General features: G+C 43.0%; 16 protein-coding genes. 13 read left to right on the top strand and 3 right to left on the bottom strand.

Going from position 1 to position 18,637, the window contains the following annotated elements; translation table 11 throughout:
* The first annotated feature begins 54 nt into the window (after positions 1-54).
* The 7 genes from ACUC6J_RS15645 to ACUC6J_RS15615 all read left to right on the top strand — a co-directional run bounded on the left by ACUC6J_RS15645 (position 55) and on the right by ACUC6J_RS15615 (position 9,590).
* Complete coding sequence (locus tag ACUC6J_RS15645) at positions 55-1,008, top strand: acyltransferase domain-containing protein (RefSeq protein ID WP_447249076.1); 954 nt, start codon at positions 55-57, stop codon at positions 1,006-1,008.
* Between the two features lie 31 nt (positions 1,009-1,039).
* The gene (fabD, locus tag ACUC6J_RS15640; protein WP_447250300.1) at positions 1,040-3,391 is read left to right on the top strand and encodes an ACP S-malonyltransferase; all 2,352 of its coding nucleotides are present in this window, start codon (positions 1,040-1,042) and stop codon (positions 3,389-3,391) included.
* A gap of 167 nt (positions 3,392-3,558) precedes the next feature.
* Complete coding sequence (aspS, locus tag ACUC6J_RS15635; RefSeq protein ID WP_447249075.1) at positions 3,559-5,328, top strand: aspartate--tRNA ligase; 1,770 nt, start codon at positions 3,559-3,561, stop codon at positions 5,326-5,328.
* Between the two features lie 225 nt (positions 5,329-5,553).
* A complete protein-coding gene (locus tag ACUC6J_RS15630; RefSeq protein WP_447249074.1) occupies positions 5,554-6,216 on the top strand; it encodes an S-layer homology domain-containing protein in 663 nt (220 codons plus the stop codon).
* 259 nt (positions 6,217-6,475) lie between these two features.
* Entirely contained in the window at positions 6,476-7,144 is a 669-nt protein-coding gene (locus ACUC6J_RS15625) for a uracil-DNA glycosylase (RefSeq protein WP_016822424.1), read from the top strand.
* A 16-nt stretch (positions 7,145-7,160) separates the two neighbouring features.
* Positions 7,161-7,583 (top strand): hypothetical protein, encoded by a 423-nt coding sequence (locus tag ACUC6J_RS15620; RefSeq protein ID WP_016822423.1) that lies wholly within the window; start codon positions 7,161-7,163, stop codon positions 7,581-7,583.
* A gap of 120 nt (positions 7,584-7,703) precedes the next feature.
* On the top strand, positions 7,704-9,590 hold the full coding sequence (locus tag ACUC6J_RS15615; RefSeq protein ID WP_447249073.1) for an Ig-like domain-containing protein: 1,887 nt from the start codon (positions 7,704-7,706) through the stop codon (positions 9,588-9,590).
* 77 nt (positions 9,591-9,667) lie between these two features.
* Here the strand turns inward: ACUC6J_RS15615 and ACUC6J_RS15610 are convergent, their stop codons facing one another.
* Positions 9,668-9,970, bottom strand: a complete 303-nt coding sequence (locus tag ACUC6J_RS15610; RefSeq protein WP_013371923.1) for a hypothetical protein — start codon at positions 9,968-9,970, stop codon at positions 9,668-9,670.
* 385 nt (positions 9,971-10,355) lie between these two features.
* Positions 10,356-10,550 carry a hypothetical protein gene (locus tag ACUC6J_RS15605; protein WP_016822421.1) on the bottom strand — a complete coding sequence of 65 codons (195 nt, stop codon included), beginning with the start codon at positions 10,548-10,550 and terminating at the stop codon, positions 10,356-10,358.
* A 141-nt stretch (positions 10,551-10,691) separates the two neighbouring features.
* Between ACUC6J_RS15605 and ACUC6J_RS15600 the strand changes: the two genes are divergently transcribed.
* Complete coding sequence (locus ACUC6J_RS15600) at positions 10,692-11,129, top strand: NucA/NucB deoxyribonuclease domain-containing protein (protein ID WP_102999176.1); 438 nt, start codon at positions 10,692-10,694, stop codon at positions 11,127-11,129.
* On the opposite strand, the gene ACUC6J_RS15595 is transcribed toward ACUC6J_RS15600, so the two are convergent.
* Positions 11,122-11,298 carry a hypothetical protein gene (locus ACUC6J_RS15595; protein WP_016822419.1) on the bottom strand — a complete coding sequence of 59 codons (177 nt, stop codon included), beginning with the start codon at positions 11,296-11,298 and terminating at the stop codon, positions 11,122-11,124. The two genes, ACUC6J_RS15600 and ACUC6J_RS15595, sit on opposite strands and share 8 nt — an antisense overlap.
* Positions 11,299-11,412: 114 nt before the next feature.
* Between ACUC6J_RS15595 and ACUC6J_RS15590 the strand changes: the two genes are divergently transcribed.
* From ACUC6J_RS15590 to ACUC6J_RS15570, 5 genes are all read left to right on the top strand, one after another.
* On the top strand, positions 11,413-13,176 hold the full coding sequence (locus tag ACUC6J_RS15590; protein WP_447249072.1) for a sensor histidine kinase: 1,764 nt from the start codon (positions 11,413-11,415) through the stop codon (positions 13,174-13,176).
* Between the two features lie 32 nt (positions 13,177-13,208).
* Entirely contained in the window at positions 13,209-14,834 is a 1,626-nt protein-coding gene (locus ACUC6J_RS15585; protein WP_039276118.1) for a response regulator transcription factor, read from the top strand.
* A 120-nt stretch (positions 14,835-14,954) separates the two neighbouring features.
* Positions 14,955-16,637 carry an extracellular solute-binding protein gene (locus ACUC6J_RS15580; protein ID WP_031461745.1) on the top strand — a complete coding sequence of 561 codons (1,683 nt, stop codon included), beginning with the start codon at positions 14,955-14,957 and terminating at the stop codon, positions 16,635-16,637.
* Positions 16,638-16,826: 189 nt separating this feature from the next.
* A complete protein-coding gene (locus ACUC6J_RS15575; RefSeq protein WP_016822416.1) occupies positions 16,827-17,717 on the top strand; it encodes an ABC transporter permease in 891 nt (296 codons plus the stop codon).
* A gap of 27 nt (positions 17,718-17,744) precedes the next feature.
* Entirely contained in the window at positions 17,745-18,623 is an 879-nt protein-coding gene (locus tag ACUC6J_RS15570; RefSeq protein ID WP_016822415.1) for a carbohydrate ABC transporter permease, read from the top strand.
* Positions 18,624-18,637: the final 14 nt, after the last annotated feature.

The following is an 18,637-nucleotide window of genomic DNA, read 5'->3' as shown; positions in this document are numbered from 1 at the left end:
TGATAGAGGAACTGCTTAGGCGAGTCTGATCAATACGTTGTGGGGGTTACTCGGATGGACAGATCAGTGGTTTTTATGTTTTCAGGTCAAGGTTCGCAATACTACGGTATGGGAAAGGAATTATATATGTCCAACCCGGTTTTCCGAACATGGATGACCAGGTTGGATGAGATTCATATGGATGTTACAGGCAGGTCTGTATTAAAAACGCTGTTCGATGACACGCGTCGCAGGGGAGAAGAGTTTGACAACCTGCTATATACTCATCCTGCCATTTTTATGGTTGAATATGCGCTCACACAGGTGTTATTGGAAAAGGGAATTTACCCTGATTATGTTTTAGGCTCTAGCCTGGGTGAGTCTGTTTCTGTTGCTGTGGCTGACTGCATGAGCTATGAGGACACACTTCAATGCATTATCAAGCAAGCACAGCTGGTGGAGACGTACTGTCCGAAAGGGGGCATGATGGCCGTCATTGGCGATCCCGGTCTGTATGATGAAGTACCCATATTGAATACCAACTCAGAGCTGGCATCCATCAACTTTGACTCGCATTTTGTTATTTCAGGCAGCTGCGAGGGTCTGTCAGAGATTGAACACTATTTGAAGGCAAATGAGATGATCTGTCAAAGACTGCCAGTACACTATGCTTTTCATGCTTCCTTAATGGACCCAATCGCATTGGAATATACGGAATTTTTAAAGCTCATGACCATAAGAAGCCCTAAAATAAATATGGTTTCATCTATGTACGGCGGGAAGACGACATGGCTTGACAACCGTTTTCTTTGGGATGTTACTAGAAAGCCTATGCAATTTCAGAGCGCTCTAAAGTGTCTGGGAGACAGGGACGGGGTTGTCTATATTGATCTCGGTCCCTCGGGCACGCTTGCTAATTTTGTAAAGTATAATTTTGGCCCCAAGAAAAAGGCAAGCGTCTGTTCTATTCTCTCCCCTTTTCAACAGGACATAAAAAATTTGGATCGTCTGTTCGAAATATTTGCCTAATATGCATCCATTACTAACAAGGAGGAAATCAATGATCGCATATCTGTTCCCTGGACAAGGAGCTCAAGTAAAAGGTATGGGCGAAGGACTGTTTGATGAATTTCCAGAATTCGTTGCCAAAGCGGATGCAGTTCTTGGTTATTCTATTCAGAAGCTGTGCCTTGAAGACCCTGCCAACCAGCTCGGGCAAACGGATTTTACCCAGCCAGCCCTATTCGTCGTAAACGCTTTAAGCTATCTGAAAAAAATAAGAGAGACCGGAATAAAACCCGATTATGTTGCAGGACATAGCTTGGGTGAATATAATGCTTTATTTGCCGCGGAAGCGTTTGATTTTGAAACCGGCTTGAAGCTGGTCCAAAAAAGAGGAGAGCTGATGGCTCGGGCTACTGGTGGCGGAATGGCGGCAGTTTTAGGCTTGAAAGAAGAAGTGTTTCGGGAAGTAATGGAGAAAAATAAATTAATAGAGCTCGATGTTGCCAACTATAATTCGCCCAGCCAGATTGTCATTTCAGGGCCAAAGGAACTGATTGAGCAGGCGAAACCGATTTTTGAAGATGCAGGAGCCCGAAATTATGTGGTTTTGAATGTAAGTGGAGCATTTCACTCCAGGTATATGGAAAATGCCAAACAGAAATTTGAAGCCTATGCGGCGCCATTCGAATTCTCGAACATCAAAATACCCGTTATTTCCAATGTCCATGCCAGACCCTACAAGCAGCAGGACTTAAGAAGCACGCTGATCAACCAGATTGTAAGCCCGGTCAAGTGGTCGGAGAGTATACGGTATCTGATGGGTAAAAGTGTAACCCAGTTTATCCAAATCGGGCCTGGAAATGTTGTGGCAGGATTGGTTAATGCCATACAACGAGAAGCCGAGCCATTGATCGTGACAGAGGTTGAAGACCGAAACGAACAGGTACAGAAGAGGATGTCGAAGGATACGTTGAGAAATGATGAATCGATATCCGAAAAGCGACAGGCTCCCAGAACAAAATCCGGTCATGACGTACTGGAATCCAGCAAACGATTTACGGCAGAGTCTCTTGGGCATAGCGAATTTAAACAAGATTACGGAATTAAGTATGCGTATCTTATAGGCTCTATGTACAAGGGAATCTCTTCAAAAGAGATGGTCGTAACAGCAGGAAAGGCAGGGATGATGGGATTTTTTGGAGCTGGGGGAGTGAAGATGGATGCTCTGGAGGAAACCATAAAGTATATTCAGAAGCAATTGAACCATGGCGAAGCCTATGGAATGAATCTGATTCATGTGCCGGACCACCCAGACATAGAAAATAACATCGTTGATTTGTACATAAAATACGGTGTTAGAAATATTGAAGCCTCTGCGTTTATGAGTATCACACCTTCTTTGGTTAGGTACAGGCTGAAGGGGCTGAGACGGAATGCACAGGGAAATGTTACGCCACAGAACAGAATTATTGCGAAAGTATCCAGGCCAGAGGTTGTTGAAGCCTTCCTGAGTCCTGCGCCTCAGAATATTATCAATAAGCTGCTGGCGGAAAATAGGATCAGCCGGGAAGAAGCGATGATGGGGATGGAAATTCCCATGGTAGATGATTTGTGCGTCGAGGCTGACTCAGGCGGGCATACTGACCATGCAGTTGCTTATGTATTGGTCCCGCTGATGCTTCAGATGAGGGATGAAGCGATTCGAAAGTATAAATACAATAAAAGTATAAGGGTAGGGGCAGCCGGGGGAATAGGGACTCCACAAGCTGCAGCGGCGGCGTTTATACTGGGTGCTGATTTTATCATGACGGGTTCAATCAATCAGTGCACAGTTGAAGCAGGGACGAGTGATGAAGTAAAAGATTTGCTTCAGCAGTTAAACATTCAGGATACGGACTACGCTCCAGCAGGGGATATGTTTGAAATGGGCGCAAAAGTTCAGGTTATGAAGAAAGGAGTGTTTTTCCCAGCCAGGGCGAATAAATTATATGATCTTTACCGTAATTATAATTCCATAGATGAAATTGATAGAGAAACAAAACACTATATTGAAGAAAAGTATTTTAAGAAGAGTATTGAACAAGTCTACGAAGATATTAAAGCTTATTATCCGCCTGAAATCATTGAAAAAGCTGAAAGAATCCCGAAACGGAAGATGGCCTTGATATTTAGATGGTACTTTACTTATTCTACTCGACTTGCCATTAATGGCGACAAAAACAACAGAGTCGATTATCAAGTACACTGCGGACCAGCCCTCGGCGCTTTTAATCAATGGGTTAAGGGGACAGATCTTGAGAATTGGAAGAATAGACATGTTGACGATATAGGACAAAAAATAATGGTTGAGACTGCAGAGTACCTGAATGAAAGATTTAAAGCTTTAACTGCTAGTCTTACAATCTAGTTGGATTCAAGCTAGGGCAAGAAGCTAATAATGAAGTGCAGTATGTTCTAACCGTATAAGCCCATGGCCGGATTCATGCAGAATAGAGTAGCAATATATGCAATCAGACCATGGGTTACATCATTGAAACCATGTAGATACTAGGGTAAAAGAAAGAGGGTGTTTCTGTGCATAGATATAGAACTCATAACTGTGGAGAACTGGATCAGACGCATGTCGGGGAAATCGTGAGAATTGCAGGTTGGATTAAAAATATGCGTAACCTTGGCGGGATTGTTTTTATTGACCTTAGGGATCATTATGGGGTTACGCAAATCGTTGTCTCTGATCCTAATGAATTAAAGGATTTCGTATCCAAGATCAGCAGGGAATCAACCATTTCTGTCGTAGGAACTGTATGTCACAGGTTCGCAAGCACGATCAGTCCCCAAATGAAAACCGGATATATTGAAGTCGTTGCCAAGGAGATAGAAGTGTTAGGGAAGGTCATGAACCCATTGCCTTTTGAAGTATCTTCAGCACATGAAGCCCGGGAAGATTTAAGATTAAAGTATCGTTTCCTGGATCTGCGCAATGAAAATCTACATGATAATATTGTACTTCGCTCTAAAGTCATTCAAAGTATCCGAAAAAAGATGATTGATTTGGATTTTTTAGAGATTCAGACACCGATTCTGACAAGTTCATCTCCAGAGGGCGCCAGAGACTATTTAGTTCCTAGTAGAGTGCATCCAGGTCAATTTTATGCCTTGCCTCAGGCACCTCAACAATTCAAACAACTATTAATGGTCTCCGGCTTTGATAAATATTTTCAAATTGCTCCGTGCTTTAGAGATGAGGATGCAAGAGCAGACAGATCACCCGGTGAGTTTTATCAGCTGGATATGGAAATGGCTTTTGCTACACAGGAAGATGTTTTTAATGTCGTTGAAAATATGCTGTATGAAGTTTTTTCTGAATTTACACATTTTAAAATTTCAAAGCCTTTTAGTAGAATTCCCTATCAAGAAGCCATGCTCAAATATGGGAGCGATAAACCTGATTTAAGAAATCCATTAATTATCCATGATGTTACAGAGCTTTTTATAGAGAGTGATTTTAAAGTGTTTAAAAATAAAACGATACGAGTTATTGCTACTCCTGGTTGTGAAGCACAGCCAAGAAGCTTTTACGACGATATCGTGAACTTTGCTATGGAGTCTGGAGCGAAAGGTCTTTCATGGATTAAGTTTAATGATGATATGTCTCTCAGCGGCTCGATTGCAAAGTTTATACCGGAGAAGGTAAAAAACGAATTGATCGATGTAACGCAAGCTGGTCCGGGATATGCACTGTTTTTTGCTGCCGATGAGCTTAAAAATGTCGAAAAAATAGCTGGCGCTGTCCGAAACCAATTAGGCAAAAGGCTGGATTTATTGGAAAAGGATACGTTTAAGTTTTGCTGGATTGTTGATTTCCCCATGTTTGAATTGGACCCTGATACTCATAAAATAGAGTTCAGCCATAACCCATTTTCGATGCCGCAAGGTGGCATGGATGCGCTGCTGAATATGAATCCTCTGGAGATCCTGGCGTACCAATATGATATTGTATGTAATGGAATTGAGCTGTCCTCGGGGGCTGTCCGTAACCACGATACGGAGATTATGGTGAAAGCCTTTGAGATTGCAGGTTATACATATGAAGAGATCAAGAGTAAATTTCCTGCACTCTTTAATGCTTTTCAATTTGGGCCACCCCCTCACGCAGGTATAGCACCTGGAATTGATAGGATTGTGATGATCCTTGCAAATGAATCGAATATTCGAGAGGTTATTGCCTTTCCAATGAACAGTAAAGCACAGGATGTATTAATGGGAGCCCCTTCAGAGGTTACTGACAAACAATTGAGAGATGTTCATATAAAATTGGCAAATGCCAAGCCACAAACAGAATGAGCGGATTCAACAAGATACTGCAAGCAAAGCTGAATCCAGCACGCAATTAAATCCGATTGAGTGAGCTAAAAACTCTCCCTGCTAGAAGCAGAGGAGAGTTTTTTTATGTAGCTTAGATTGTTCAATTTAGGTTAGTAGCAACTGCTGCAACCTTTCTATCGTGAACCACGTCAAGAAGTTGTTAACGGCCAAGCGGCCTAATTCAACTACAAGGTGGAACTTAACATGAGCATGAGAAAAAGTGCAATCGCAGCCCTTACGACTATAGCTCTGCTGTCCTTCTCGATTGGAGGTCATTTGTCTGCGGCAGACAGTCAATTCAAGGATTTGGGCCATGTAAATGGCAAAGAAAAAATCATATCCCTTAAAGAGCGGGGGTTACTTAAAGGTGCCTCTGACACGCAGTTTCTCCCCTCATCTAAAGTGACCGCTGCCCAAGGCATTCAGTTGATCTCGGGCGGACTTCAGCTTAGTTTGGCCGCCATTGATTTGAACCAGGCGCCGCAGGCGAGTGGACTGTTTACCCAGGTTAGGGATACCGCCTGGTACGCCGAAGCTTTTATTAACGCGTATTATAACGGTGTAGACATTCCAAAAGATATCAATCCTGCCAAAGCACTAACCAAAGAAGAGTTCACTCACATGTTGATTCAGGGCATGGAAAAAGCAGGTGCTCTTCCCATGATTAAAATCGCACCTGCAAATATTGCAGATGACAGCGAGCTGGAGCCTTCTTACCAAGGCAGCATTCAACGCTCGCTAGTGTACAAGGTCAATGTCCTGGATGGGAAAGGAAATTTCCATCCCAAAAGTGCGATTACACGTGCCGAAGCTGCTGTTATGTTATACAATGCATTGGAATACCTGAATGCTCATCCAAAATCGTAACCAATACAGCAATTAAGAGCTTTACTTCTGAGGAATTTAAGCATTCAGTTACTTGACATCAATACCGTGAATGCTATAATAAGGAAATCGAATTTAGACCCCGCGGTAGTTGACTATCGTAAGAATACTTTTCTGGTCCTTCGGCATAGAAACACAAGTAACGAATAAATAAGCTGGCTCCGGATGAGGGGTCAGCTTTATTTGTTTGTACAAAAGTTAACAGCTTTCACAGATTTACATATTGAGAGGAGACAGCGGTATGTTTGGGAATGACTGGGATGATGTACTACGGGAAGAGGTCGAAAAGCCTTACTTTAATGAATTAAGGTATACGTTAGCTCGAGAGTACAAGTTACATAAGGTATATCCTCCAAAGGAAGATTTGTTTTCAGCACTCAAATTAACGCCATATCATCTGACCAAAGCGGTTATATTGGGGCAGGACCCATACCATGGAGAGGGACAAGCTCACGGCTTGAGCTTTTCGGTTAGACCCGGTGTGCGTACACCGCCGTCTCTACAAAATATATACAAGGAGCTGCGCGATGATGTCGGCACTCCCATTCCGAATCAGGGATACCTCGTTCCTTGGGCGGAGCAAGGTGTGCTGCTGCTGAACAACGTGTTGACCGTGCGCGAAGGACAACCGCAATCTCATCAGGGAATAGGTTGGGAACGTTTCACGGATGCTGTCATTGAAGCGATTAATGAACGTGAACAGCCGGCAGTGTTCATTTTGTGGGGGAGCCATGCTCAGAAAAAAGCAAGCTTCGTGAATACCAGCAAGCATTTGGTGCTGAAATCTGCTCATCCGAGTCCATTGGCGGCTCATAGAGGTTTTTTTGGCAGCAAGCCTTTTTCACGTACCAATGCATTTTTGCAAGAGCATGGAATGGAACCGATTCGGTGGGAGATTCCTAACCGCTAGCACGGGAGGTGAGGACATGCGTCAATGGAAGGGACGTCAGGTCATTTTATATCACGGCAACAACGGTCATACCCAGAAGGTGCGCGGCACACTTGAAAAATGGGATGATATACGAAAATGCGTTATTTTGGGCCCGAAAATGCTGGCTATTCCTTTTGAAAATATTACGCATATTACCATGCTTCCTCCGGGACGTGAGCGTAAAAGCCGCCAGCCAGCGAGGCTGAACGCTTTCGGTTATGTAATGAATGTTCCGTTACAGTTTGATAATGCCATTCATTTTCAGTCGGCGGTAACGATTTGGAGAGATGATCAACTGATTGCTTATAATGTAAAGCTGGTTAGTCACTCGGCAGACCATGTGACTCTTGAGGATGGACAAACCTTATCCAAGGCAGAGCATTTATTTGTAGTGAGGTCACTGCGTGGCGAACTTTAACTGTTATAATTCACCTTTTTTTGATGAAGGGTTCAATTTAGTTAGCTGCTTACCGATAAAAGATAATGGGATTGTTAATAATATCCTGTTTTATAGAATGAAACCAAGGGAGAGAAACGAATGGAGCGTATGAAACGTATGAGCAAACGGAGTACCTTCTTACTTGCTTTGCTGATGTTTGTATTCGCAGCATGGCCAGCAGGTTTGATCCGGGCTGAGGAGAAAACGACCTCCACAGTACAGTGGGACAGTCAAAATCCAACCACAATCAATCTGGGTGGAAGCCCCGCTCAATTAAAAGTGTGGTCTGTGACGGAGACTGGTAAAACGGATGTAACCAAAGAAGCTGATTGGATCTCCGGGGACTCAAGTATTTTAAAGGTAGAAAAGGGACTCATTACTCCAGTGTCCAAAGGGCAGATTAAGATTGTTGCCACATATGATCAGAAAACAGTAAGTACGACGATTACGGTAAAATCACCTTACAGCAAGCTGCAATTCAATCCGACGGGTCCTCTGAATCTGACTATTGGCGGAGAATCGAAGCAGCTGACTGCTCAAGGTGTGCTTAGCGGAGGCGGCACGGAAAATGTGTCCGGTGTGGAATGGACATCCACGAATGAGGCTGTGGCTACCGTAGAGAATGGACTTGTACGTCCTCTTGCCAAAGGCGTGACTTACATTAAAGCCGCCAAAGATGGACTGAATGCACAATTGATCGTGTATGTTCGTTCTTCATCCCAGGCACTGGTACTGAGTGAGACTGGCTCCAAATCGGTCTATATGGGTAGCTCCCCCATTCAGGTTACTGCAACCGATGTGAACCTGACTGGCGGCAAAACAGATGTGACCAACACAGCAGAATGGACTTCCTCTAATTCGCTGGTTGCCACTGTAGAGCAAGGGAAAATCACACCGATGGATGTAGGGAATTCGACCATTACAGCTTCCTATCATGGTTTGAGTAAGACTCTGAAGATTAATGTACTTCCAACTGTCGAAAAACTGGTCTCAAGCAAAGCCAGTCTGGCTCTTGAAACTGGCAGCAAAACATCTCTTCCGAGTATATCTGCTTATTTGGTCAATGGAGCCAAAAAAGCAGTTCAATCCGATGTAAAATGGAGCTTAAGCAGTGAGAGTGCAGTCAAAATTGCAAATGGTAAACTGGTAGCAGTAAACCCAGGTAGTGCAACATTGACAGCGACAGTAGGTGCGCTCAAGCTGGATATTCCAGTGACCGTACAATATAAGGTTCTTAAGCTGACGGCTTCTGAGAAAAAATATGTATTGGTTGCAGGCCAAGAAACGAGTATTCCGACTGTAAAAGCACACATGGCTGGTGGCGGAGTACTGGATGTTACCAACCAGGTAAGCTGGGTAGCTACAACAGCCGCAGTTACAGTGGGAAATGGCAAAGTAAAAGCGGTGAGTGGTGGAAACTCGGGAATCAAGGCAATGTATATGAATAAATACGTGAAAGTGCCTGTCATTGTGGAGGGAGCCATTTCTACATTGACACCAAGTTTTTCGAATGCTGAGATGAATTTGAAGGGAAGTAAGTCCATCAAAGTCGTCGGCAATTATACAGATGGTAAAAAAGTTACCCTGAGCAGTAAAGTGAAATGGACAACATCGAATGCTTCTGTAGTGGTCGTAAAAGGGTCTTCCATTAAAGCTGTTGGAATTGGAACAGCAACCATTACGGGTACGTACCAGGATAAGTCGTTTAACGTGGAGATTAAGGTTACACCTAAGTTGCTTAAGCTGGTATTGAGCAATAAAAACCTGAAGCTGCCTAAGGGCTCATCTCAAGTGCTTAGCGTGAGTGCAATTTATGATTCAGGTGCGACTGCGAATGTGACCAATTCAGCGGTATGGACATCCTCCAAACCGTCGATTGTACAGGTTACAGCTGGTCAGGTGAAGGCCTTGGATAGCGGAAGCTCCAGTATTAAAGTAGTCTATGGTGGTAAGAAGGTAACGACGTCTGCCAAAGTGTTAAAATAGTCTACGTACATTGCCACATCTGGCGTATACCAAACAAATAAACCCCCGGTCCAAAGACCGGGGGTTTTATTTTCAGCTTATTCTACGCCGTCCTGATAATGATTTTTCCAGTGCTTATCGCCTTTGTGCGCGAAATCTTCAACTGTTTTCTCCAGAGTAGCTACTAGTTGGGCTTTAATCTCAGCGATTGTGTCACGAAATAATCTTTCTTCCGTACCGTTGATTTTTTCACCATATAAAGCTTGAGCAGCTACAAATTGACGATGTTGTTCTACAAAACTGTCAATCGAATGCAATGCATGCTCCACGTATTGTGAAATGCTATGATGCTCGTTAGGCAGTTGTAATTTTAATTCCTTAACTCTGTTTAATAATGCCATGATGATCACCTCGTGCGTTTTGTTATGTCAATAATTATACATCATTTTCGGAAAAATTTCATTAAATTTCGGTTAAATTGTGACTTTTATTATGTCATGATTGCATTTTCAATGGTGATCAGTCCTAATCTCGGAATTTTGTGCTTTTTTCTTGGTATCGTGATTTCAAAATTTAAAATATATGATACGAAGACAATGTAAGAGCAAGCTGCGACAGCTGTCTTTCTGACATGCTATAATGGGGAAAAAGCCCAGTCGGAAAGGTTGTCAGTATGGTATGAAGCTTTTTAAAGGTTTATTTTGGGGAATTCTGATTAGTCTTCTCCTGTGGTGCGCCTTGTTTGGGCTTGTCCGCTGGATGACTCATTAAGTCGTTCTCTGTATCTTATACAATAACTCTTGCGACTGTATCCACGTCATTAACGGAAATCGTATATACGTGTTCGTCATCGTAGAGCTTGAATTGCTGAGTTTCTTGGTCAGATAGGAGCTTAGGCCAGCCAATTACGGTATTTCCATTCAGTAACCGGATTACAACAGCTTGCATTTGGCTCACGGCCAGTTTGATCTCATCGTTCATTCGTACAACCTCCTCTCTATACTATTTGTCGTCGGATATTTAACCTTTTTTTATAGTCAGTAAGGGGTTACAAAAAATAAAATCTGGGGATTACCTTAGCTGAAGGTCATTTACTGGAATAGCTTGAAAGGAAGAGGGAAATTGAAGAAAAAGTTGCTAAGTTTTATAGCCTTAGTGTTGCTAGCTGTGGGAGCGTACTGGTTTGAAGGAGACAATCTTTTTACGAAAATAACAGGAGAGAACCCGCCTTCATCAGCTCAGGTAACGCTGCAATTTCCGTCAGGTCGTTATCCTGAAACGGCGCAGCATATTAAGGAAGCCATTCAAGCGGGAAAATCACCAGTATGCACAATTGACCGGGAAGGAGCCGAGCAAAATCGTAAGCATTCACTTGCGGGTGTTCCTACTCGTAAAGGGTTTGATCGTGATGAATGGCCGATGGCTATGTGCTCAGAAGGGGGTAAGGGTGCAAATATCAAATACATAGCTCCTAAGGATAATCGTGGGGCAGGATCATGGGTCAGTCACCAGTTAGATCAGTATGAGGATGGGACTCGTGTAAAATTCGTTATTAAATAGTTTTTGATTTAGTGTTTTTACCTTTTAGCTCCTTAGATGTTTCCTGTTTGGCTTTAATCAGCGCCAAAAAATCAAAAAAATCACCTAGTGTATTGAAGCCGGCACCTAATATGGCCAGGTCTTCAGCAGATAGTTGATCTAACCATTCCATTTGCTTAGCGTCAAACATATTATCACCGCCAACCCTTAATAATGTATAGTATGTAGTGGCGGCAACGAAGGTCAGGGCTCTGGCATACCTTTTAAGTATGCCTGTTTTTTGTGCAGAGGATGTGTAAAACTCATGTTTAAATTTAATTTTTATACTAAAATCGTTTCCATCGTTATCGTATTGCTGATACCTGTGCTGCTTCTGTATGTCTACTCTAATCAGACAACGACAGGCGTATTACGTGAAGAACTGAATCAATCCAATTATAACCAGCTGACTTTTTTTCAAAACCAGGTGAATACGAATATTGAAATGATTTCCTCCTGGCCGCATCTGCTGATTCATGATCCTGATGTAGCCAGTTTCCAAGCAATTTTTTTAAAGGATAAGACTCTCAACCTGGATGGAATTAACCTTGTCAAGCGGATTCAAACCAAGCTTGGGCTTCAGGAAAGCTCTTCGAACTGGAGAACAGGGCTGAGTATATATTCTCCTTCGCTTGGACGAGTTGTATCGGAGAATGGAGCCAGTTATTATGATCAGAAGAAATTAAGCCAATCGATTACAAACGGCTGGCAGGTATCTAAAAAAAGAGTGTACGGTAAGGATCAATTTATATTTTCATTGTATACCTTATCCCCGTTTTCCTCACTAGCCAATCCAGAAACCGCTAACACGATTATTAAAGTGGAATTCGATAGCAGCAACATTCAGGACATGCTTGACCGCTTTAAAGGCGACGGACGAAAGGAGCCTTTTTATTATAAAAAAGGTGTAGGCGTGATTTACAATCGCTCTGCAAACGAAGAATTGTCAAGCCAGCTGATTGCGAAACTGGAGAAATTGGGATTACATGAAGTTGATAATTTGACCGTGAAAATTGGAGAAGAGAGTTACCTTGTTCACGCCGTTCTTTCGCAAACAACAGGTTGGTATTTGATTGACTACATGCCTTTGTCCGATATGATGTCTCCGATTTATTCATCTAACCGACTATTTTATCTAACCGTTGTTGGCTCGCTACTGGTAGGGATCATTGGTGCTTATCTTCTTCACTCACAGGTACAAGTTCCGATTCTCCAGCTTGTGCGGGCGTTTCGGAGATTAAAGGATGGAGACTATGCTGTTCGTTTGAGTCCTAAGGGTAGTCATGAATTTGCATTTCTGTCACGTCAATTCAACCTGATGGTCGAACAGATTCAAGAGCTGTTTGAGAAGGTTTACGTTGAGAAGCTGCATGTAAAGGAAGCTCGTCTAAAGCAGCTCCAGTCTCAAATCAATCCCCATTTTTTTTATAATTGTTTTTCCTTTATTACGAGTATGGCAAAGCTGCGCAATCATGAGGCGGTCGTGGCTATGGCTCATAATTTGTCCAAATATTATCGCTATACGACAAGACAGGAAAGAGATTTGGTTCCTTTATCGGATGAAGTCGAGTTTGTGCAATATTATTTGAAAATTCAGCAGATGCGTATGCCACGGTTAACGTTCACTATTGACATTTCTTCACAGGCCCATAGTCTGCTGGTTCCACCGCTTGTATTGCAACCCCTGGTGGAAAATGCAGTGCTGCACGGAATAGAACCTCAGGCGGAGGAGGGGATCATCCGTATTATGACTGAGTGCATCGGCTCATCCATGTACTTGATTGTAGACGATAACGGACTCGGTTTGAGTGAAGAGGATATAAGATCCCTGACATTAGCACTTGAGAAGCCTGTAGAGGAGAAAAGTGGCTATGGTTTATGGAATGTGCATCAAAGAATGCGATTACATTTTGGTGAAAACGCCGGGCTGGAATTCTCGTTGTCTCCGTTGGGAGGATTGAGAGTGATTTTAAAATGGCCACTGTCAATTGAAGAAGGGCAGGAAGACGGGTTGATCCATTCTTCATGAAATTCAAGAAATAGTTAAATTGGAGGATACTGATGGTTCAGATATTACTAGTCGATGATGAGAGTTATGTTACTGAAAGCCTGGCGGCTACCATACCGTGGGAGTCATTGGGAATTGAGAGGGTACATCAAGCAGCTTCAGCCTTGGCAGCAGTAGATGTGCTGGAAGCGCATGATATTGATATTCTGGTTACGGACATTCGTATGCCTGGCATGACGGGATTAGAGCTGATTGTTGAAGTAAACGAACGTTGGCCGCACATCCGAAGTTTATTACTGACAGGCTATGCTGATTTTGAATACGCTAAAAAAGCGCTCCAGCTTAAGGCTTTTGATTACATATTAAAGCCGGTGGATGATGATGAGTTTATCAAATGTGTGTCAGCTGCTATGGATTCGCTAAAGGAAGAATGGGAAGCATTCGACAAGGTTCATCAATTACAATACAGTCGCAGGAACGATTTCGGTGTGCTGCGCACTCATTTGATGCACGATTTGTTACTCGGGCGTGATTTGACTGTACAGAAAATAACGGACAAAATGTCCGAATATGAAATCAAGCTACGTACAGAACATCCTGCCAGTATGCTGCTTATTCAGCTGGGCAAGCATTTTTCCGATATGGATTATCACTCAGTGTCCTTAATTGAGTATGCGATTGGAAATATTGCAGAAGAAGTGTTTGCTCCTGATTTTCATGTTTGGCATTGCAAAGCGCCACATGATTGCCTAATCGTGTTAATAGAAGGAAATTGGGATTTATTTGCTGAAAGGACTGTGGATGAACAGAATCATTTTTTGCGTGCAGCGATTGAGACCTTTCGAAAAAATGTGAGCAATTACTTGAAAGGTGAAATTTACGTCACATTAACGAATTGGTTTCATTTCCCGGATGAGCTGCCTAAGCTATATCAGACAGCAATCAGATCCTTATATTGGAACCAACAGGAGGAAACGAATCCACTGCTATTCATAGAAGAGCAGACAGAACAGTCACATAGCTCAGTGAAGTCGCTGGAGGGTCTTTATACGCATCCAACGCTTACTCATCTGCTAGAGTCCAGGCAATGGGAAGAGGCCGAAGCAAAAGTAAGCCGTGTATTTGGCAAAATGGAAGAGGCAGGTTATACACGCGAGCATTTGTATGAACTGTTTATTTCGGTAACGAGCGCCTTTATGTATACAGCTCACAAACAAGGACGCTTTATTACACAGATGGACCAGGTAGGCTTCGATCCGTTACATGCGCAGAAACTGGTTCATTCGTTTCCCCACCTCAAAGAGTGGATATTTTCCATGATGAACAAGCTTAAAGCCGAATGGTCCGCAAGCGAGCAAAGCGCCAAAAGCTATGTGGTCAAGCAGGTTCAGGAGTTGATCGCTCAGGATAAAGGACAGGAGCTGTCTGTTAAGACGATTGCCGATCAGGTCTATCTTCATCCCGTCTATTTGTCCAAAATCTATAAAGCCGAAACTGGGGAAGGCCTGGGAGATTATATTATCCGAATGAGAATGGAACGGGCTCTTTATTTGCTCAAATATTCCAACAAAAAAATATATGAAATAACAACTGAACTCGGTTATCAGAATCCCCAATATTTCAGCAAGATGTTCAAAAAACATTATGGAATGACTCCGCATGAATTTCGGGACCAGTAAAGACGAATGAGTAAAGATCAGTTGGGAAAGGTGCAGAAATATTTATTTTGTGACATAGGCTGCTAAGAAAAGCCCTCTTATAATAAAAGAGTAGAAAATGATTTTTAGAGGGGGAACAAGATGCGAGTTCATTCGAAGAAAAAGCTATTGTCGTTGCTCGCCGCAACTATGGTATTAGGGGTTGGCCTTATGGGCTGCTCAGGTGCAGGAAATGATGGGAATGCGGACAGCACAGCTAAAACTGAAAACGTATACAAAGAAAAATACAACCCAGAAGTTACAATATCCACGGTATGGGGGGTAGATCCCGCCTTAAAATTTAAAAATGGCGAATCTATCGAAAATAACGTTGCGACGAAATGGGCCAAAGAGAAATTTGGTATTAATATAAAATCACTCTGGTCTGTCACGGATACAAACGGTGCGTTTGCTACCAAGCTGCGGTTGGCGATGTCCTCTGGTCAGGAGATGCCTGATGTCGTTGTACTGGGAACGGAGAATGAGCAGCTGGCCCAGGATATGATCGATTCCGGTATGTTCGCTGAAGTTGGCCCGTTGTTTGATAAATATGCTTCGGATTCTTGGAAGCAGGCCATGAGTCAGGATACGAATGTATGGAATCAGTATAGCCGGGATGGTAAAAAAATGGGTATCCCTGTGCTTGATTTCGCCTATAACCATGATTATGTATTGTGGGTACGACAAGATTGGTTGGATAAGCTGGGGATGAAGGCTCCTGAGACGATGGATGATCTGGAAAAAGTGATGGATGCCTTTAAAAATAAAAATCCGGACGGATTGGCTCCGGACAAAGTGACCCCGCTCAGCATCGGCTTCAAAACATCCATGAACACTTGGATGGGTGACCCATCCTGGATTTTCGGCGCTTATGGCACACTACCCCAGCAGTGGAACAAAGGTGCAAACGGCAGCTTGGAATATGGCTCTGTCCAGCCTGGCATGAAGCCGGGTCTGCAAAAACTGAGTGAGTGGCTCAAAAAAGGATATATCCCTCAGGAAGCAGCATTATGGGATGAAAATAAAACGACAGAACCTACAGTTGCAGGGACAGCCGGGATGATTCCTGGGCCATATTGGATGAGCGGATGGCCGCTTCAAGATACGGTTAAAAATGCGCCGAGTGCTGTATGGAAGCCGATCAAGATTCCAGCCGGACCTGACAACAAAGCTATGCGCCATGGAACGCAGTACACCAATGGTGTCGTACTCATCAACAAACAAATGCAGCATCCTGAAGCCTTCTTCACATATCAAAATTACTTGTTTGATCATTATGCAAATGCCAAACCGGACGGTGATTTGTCGAATGGGCTGTTTAAGGGCTACGATTATGATTTAGATGCCAATGGAAAGCTGGTGTCTATTGATAAAATACCGGGTGGTTATGTAAACTCTATTCGTTATTTGCTGGTTCGTGATGGTGCACGTATCCCTGATGCCCAAATGAAGGCTTTGTTAAGCTTGGCTGACGGTGCAGAACCGAAAACCAGACTGGAGAAAGATGTGATGGTGAATTACGGGAAAGACACTCCCGCAGCGGCCAAAGTGCTTATGGAACAAAAGGATATCTCTATGAAAGATCAGTTTACAGGACCAACCACGCCAACGATGAAGGCTAAAAAGGATTATCTCGATAAGATTGAAAGCCAGACGTTCAATGAAATTATTTATGGCAAACAGCCGATTTCCGCTTTTGATACCTTTGTACAGACGTGGAAAGCCGCTGGTGGCGAACAAATTACAAAGGAAGTAAACGAATGGTATAAGAGCGTCGAAAAGTAAAAGTTGTCGATGGTGTAAAACAGATTGAAAAAGGCTGTCCCAAGGTGGACAGCCTTTTTACTTCAGCTTCATATGGATTAAATAAAAATGATTGCTTTTGTGCCATGTATGTTGGTTTTTTGAACTGTTGGGACTGCGAAAACGCTTTTATAATTGAGGTATACCATGAGAGTTACAGGAGGAACTGCAATGAGAAGTCTGCAACGTACGTGGCCATTTCATATCATGCTGCTGCCAGCCATCATTTTCTTAATTGTATTCAGCTACATTCCAATGGGCGGCATCGTGATGGCCTTTCAAAATTACAAACCTTGGCTAGGCATAACTGGTTCTGAATGGGTTGGACTGGATAATTTCCGCTTTTTGTTCCAACGGGAGGACAGTCTTCAGGTCGTATGGAATACGCTGATTATTGCTGTGTTAAAGATGTTTTTCAATCTGCTGGTTCCGTTTGTTTTTGCTATCCTGCTGAATGAAATTCGCAAGGTCGGACTTCAGCGCTCCATTCAGACATTGGTGTATCTGCCACATTTTCTGTCCTGGGTAATCTTGGGTGGGATTCTGATTGATCTGTTGGCTACTGACGGATTTATGAACCGGATTCTTGGAAGTATAGGGATCCAGCCTATCTTCTTTCTAGGAGATAACAACTGGTTTCGTTTTACCGTCATTGTATCGGACATATGGAAAGAGTTTGGCTACAATACCATCGTATTCCTCGCTGCACTGGCGGGTATCAATCCTTCGTTGTACGAGGCTTCTGAAATGGATGGAGCGAGCCGGTGGAGACAGACGCTGCACATTACTGTACCATCATTGATTCCGATGGTGGTCGTTGTTGGGACGCTTGCCCTTGGTAATGTTCTGAATGCTGGTTTTGACCAGATTTTCAACCTTTATAATCCGCTGGTATACCAAAAAGGCGATATTATTGACACATTCGTCTACCGGACAGCATTGATCAATGGGGAGATGGGCTTTGCTACCGCCATTGGATTGTTCAAATCCGTTATCAGTATGATTCTCATTCTGATATCTTATCGGCTTGCTTACAAATGGGCAGGTTACCGCATATTCTGATTCCACGAGGCTGAAAGAGGGAGAGTCATGTATCATAAAACAACGCCATACCGCATTTTTAATGTGTTCAATATTTGCTTGCTTGTGATATTGTCTATCATGTGTATCGTTCCACTGATCCATGTGTTGGCGGTATCGTTTAGTGCTAAATCAGCAGCAGATGCCAATCTGGTTGGACTGTGGCCAGTGCAATTTTCTTTAGAAGCCTATAAGAAGACGATGAATAACCCAATTTTTCTGCACTCCATCTGGATTTCCGTCTGCCGAACTGTCTTGGGAACCGGCTTGACGCTGCTGATTACCTTTTTAGCTGCTTATCCGCTTTCGAAGGAAACCACGGTGTTCCGTAGTCGCAACATTTATTCATGGCTGTTTGTATTTAGTATGATTTTTAACGGTGGTCTGGTTCCATTTTATATGGTTATTCAAAAGATTCATCTTATGGACAGCTTCTGGGTACTTGTATTGCCAGGAGCGGTCAATACATTTCTGGTCATTCTTATGCTGAACTTTTTCAGAGGTATCCCCAAAGAGATGGAAGAGGCGGCATTGATCGACGGAGCAGGGCATTTTCGGACATTGTTTAGTATTTTCTTACCGATATCCATGCCTTCCATTGCGACGATTGCGCTGTTCAGTATGGTATTTCATTGGAACTCATGGTTTGATGGTCTGCTCTATTTGAGCAATGCAAAGGATTATCCGCTGGCGACGTTCCTGCAAACTGTAATTATACAGAAGGATATGAGCTCCATGAGCATGAGTCCCAAAGAGATGGAATTACTGTCTCAGACGACGGTTAATGCAGCACAAATTTTCATTGGTGCAGCGCCTATTCTTATTGTATATCCATTTTTACAAAAGTATTTTGTTAAAGGTATGACGTTAGGTTCCGTCAAAGAGTAACAGAACTAATACAA

It is taken from the genome of Paenibacillus sp. JJ1683, assembly GCF_053006485.1.
The sequence above is the reverse complement of the archived record's forward strand: the minus strand, read 5'-3'. Positions and strand labels throughout refer to the sequence as shown.

Bases quoted from the DNA above. Each gene is read 5' to 3' on its own strand.
- ACUC6J_RS15575 (WP_016822416.1), top strand. From the start codon at position 16,827: ATGAGAAGTCTGCAACGTACGTGGCCATTTCATATCATGCTGCTGCCA.
- ACUC6J_RS15645 (WP_447249076.1), top strand. From the start codon at position 55: ATGGACAGATCAGTGGTTTTTATGTTTTCAGGTCAAGGTTCGCAATAC.
- ACUC6J_RS15585 (WP_039276118.1), top strand. From the start codon at position 13,209: ATGGTTCAGATATTACTAGTCGATGATGAGAGTTATGTTACTGAAAGC.
- ACUC6J_RS15605 (WP_016822421.1), bottom strand. From the start codon at position 10,550: ATGAACGATGAGATCAAACTGGCCGTGAGCCAAATGCAAGCTGTTGTA.
- ACUC6J_RS15580 (WP_031461745.1), top strand. From the start codon at position 14,955: ATGCGAGTTCATTCGAAGAAAAAGCTATTGTCGTTGCTCGCCGCAACT.
- ACUC6J_RS15570 (WP_016822415.1), top strand. From the start codon at position 17,745: ATGTATCATAAAACAACGCCATACCGCATTTTTAATGTGTTCAATATT.
- ACUC6J_RS15620 (WP_016822423.1), top strand. From the start codon at position 7,161: ATGCGTCAATGGAAGGGACGTCAGGTCATTTTATATCACGGCAACAAC.
- ACUC6J_RS15610 (WP_013371923.1), bottom strand. From the start codon at position 9,970: ATGGCATTATTAAACAGAGTTAAGGAATTAAAATTACAACTGCCTAAC.
- ACUC6J_RS15625 (WP_016822424.1), top strand. From the start codon at position 6,476: ATGTTTGGGAATGACTGGGATGATGTACTACGGGAAGAGGTCGAAAAG.
- ACUC6J_RS15615 (WP_447249073.1), top strand. From the start codon at position 7,704: ATGGAGCGTATGAAACGTATGAGCAAACGGAGTACCTTCTTACTTGCT.
- ACUC6J_RS15590 (WP_447249072.1), top strand. From the start codon at position 11,413: ATGTTTAAATTTAATTTTTATACTAAAATCGTTTCCATCGTTATCGTA.
- ACUC6J_RS15595 (WP_016822419.1), bottom strand. From the start codon at position 11,298: ATGTTTGACGCTAAGCAAATGGAATGGTTAGATCAACTATCTGCTGAA.
- ACUC6J_RS15630 (WP_447249074.1), top strand. From the start codon at position 5,554: ATGAGCATGAGAAAAAGTGCAATCGCAGCCCTTACGACTATAGCTCTG.
- fabD (WP_447250300.1), top strand. From the start codon at position 1,040: ATGATCGCATATCTGTTCCCTGGACAAGGAGCTCAAGTAAAAGGTATG.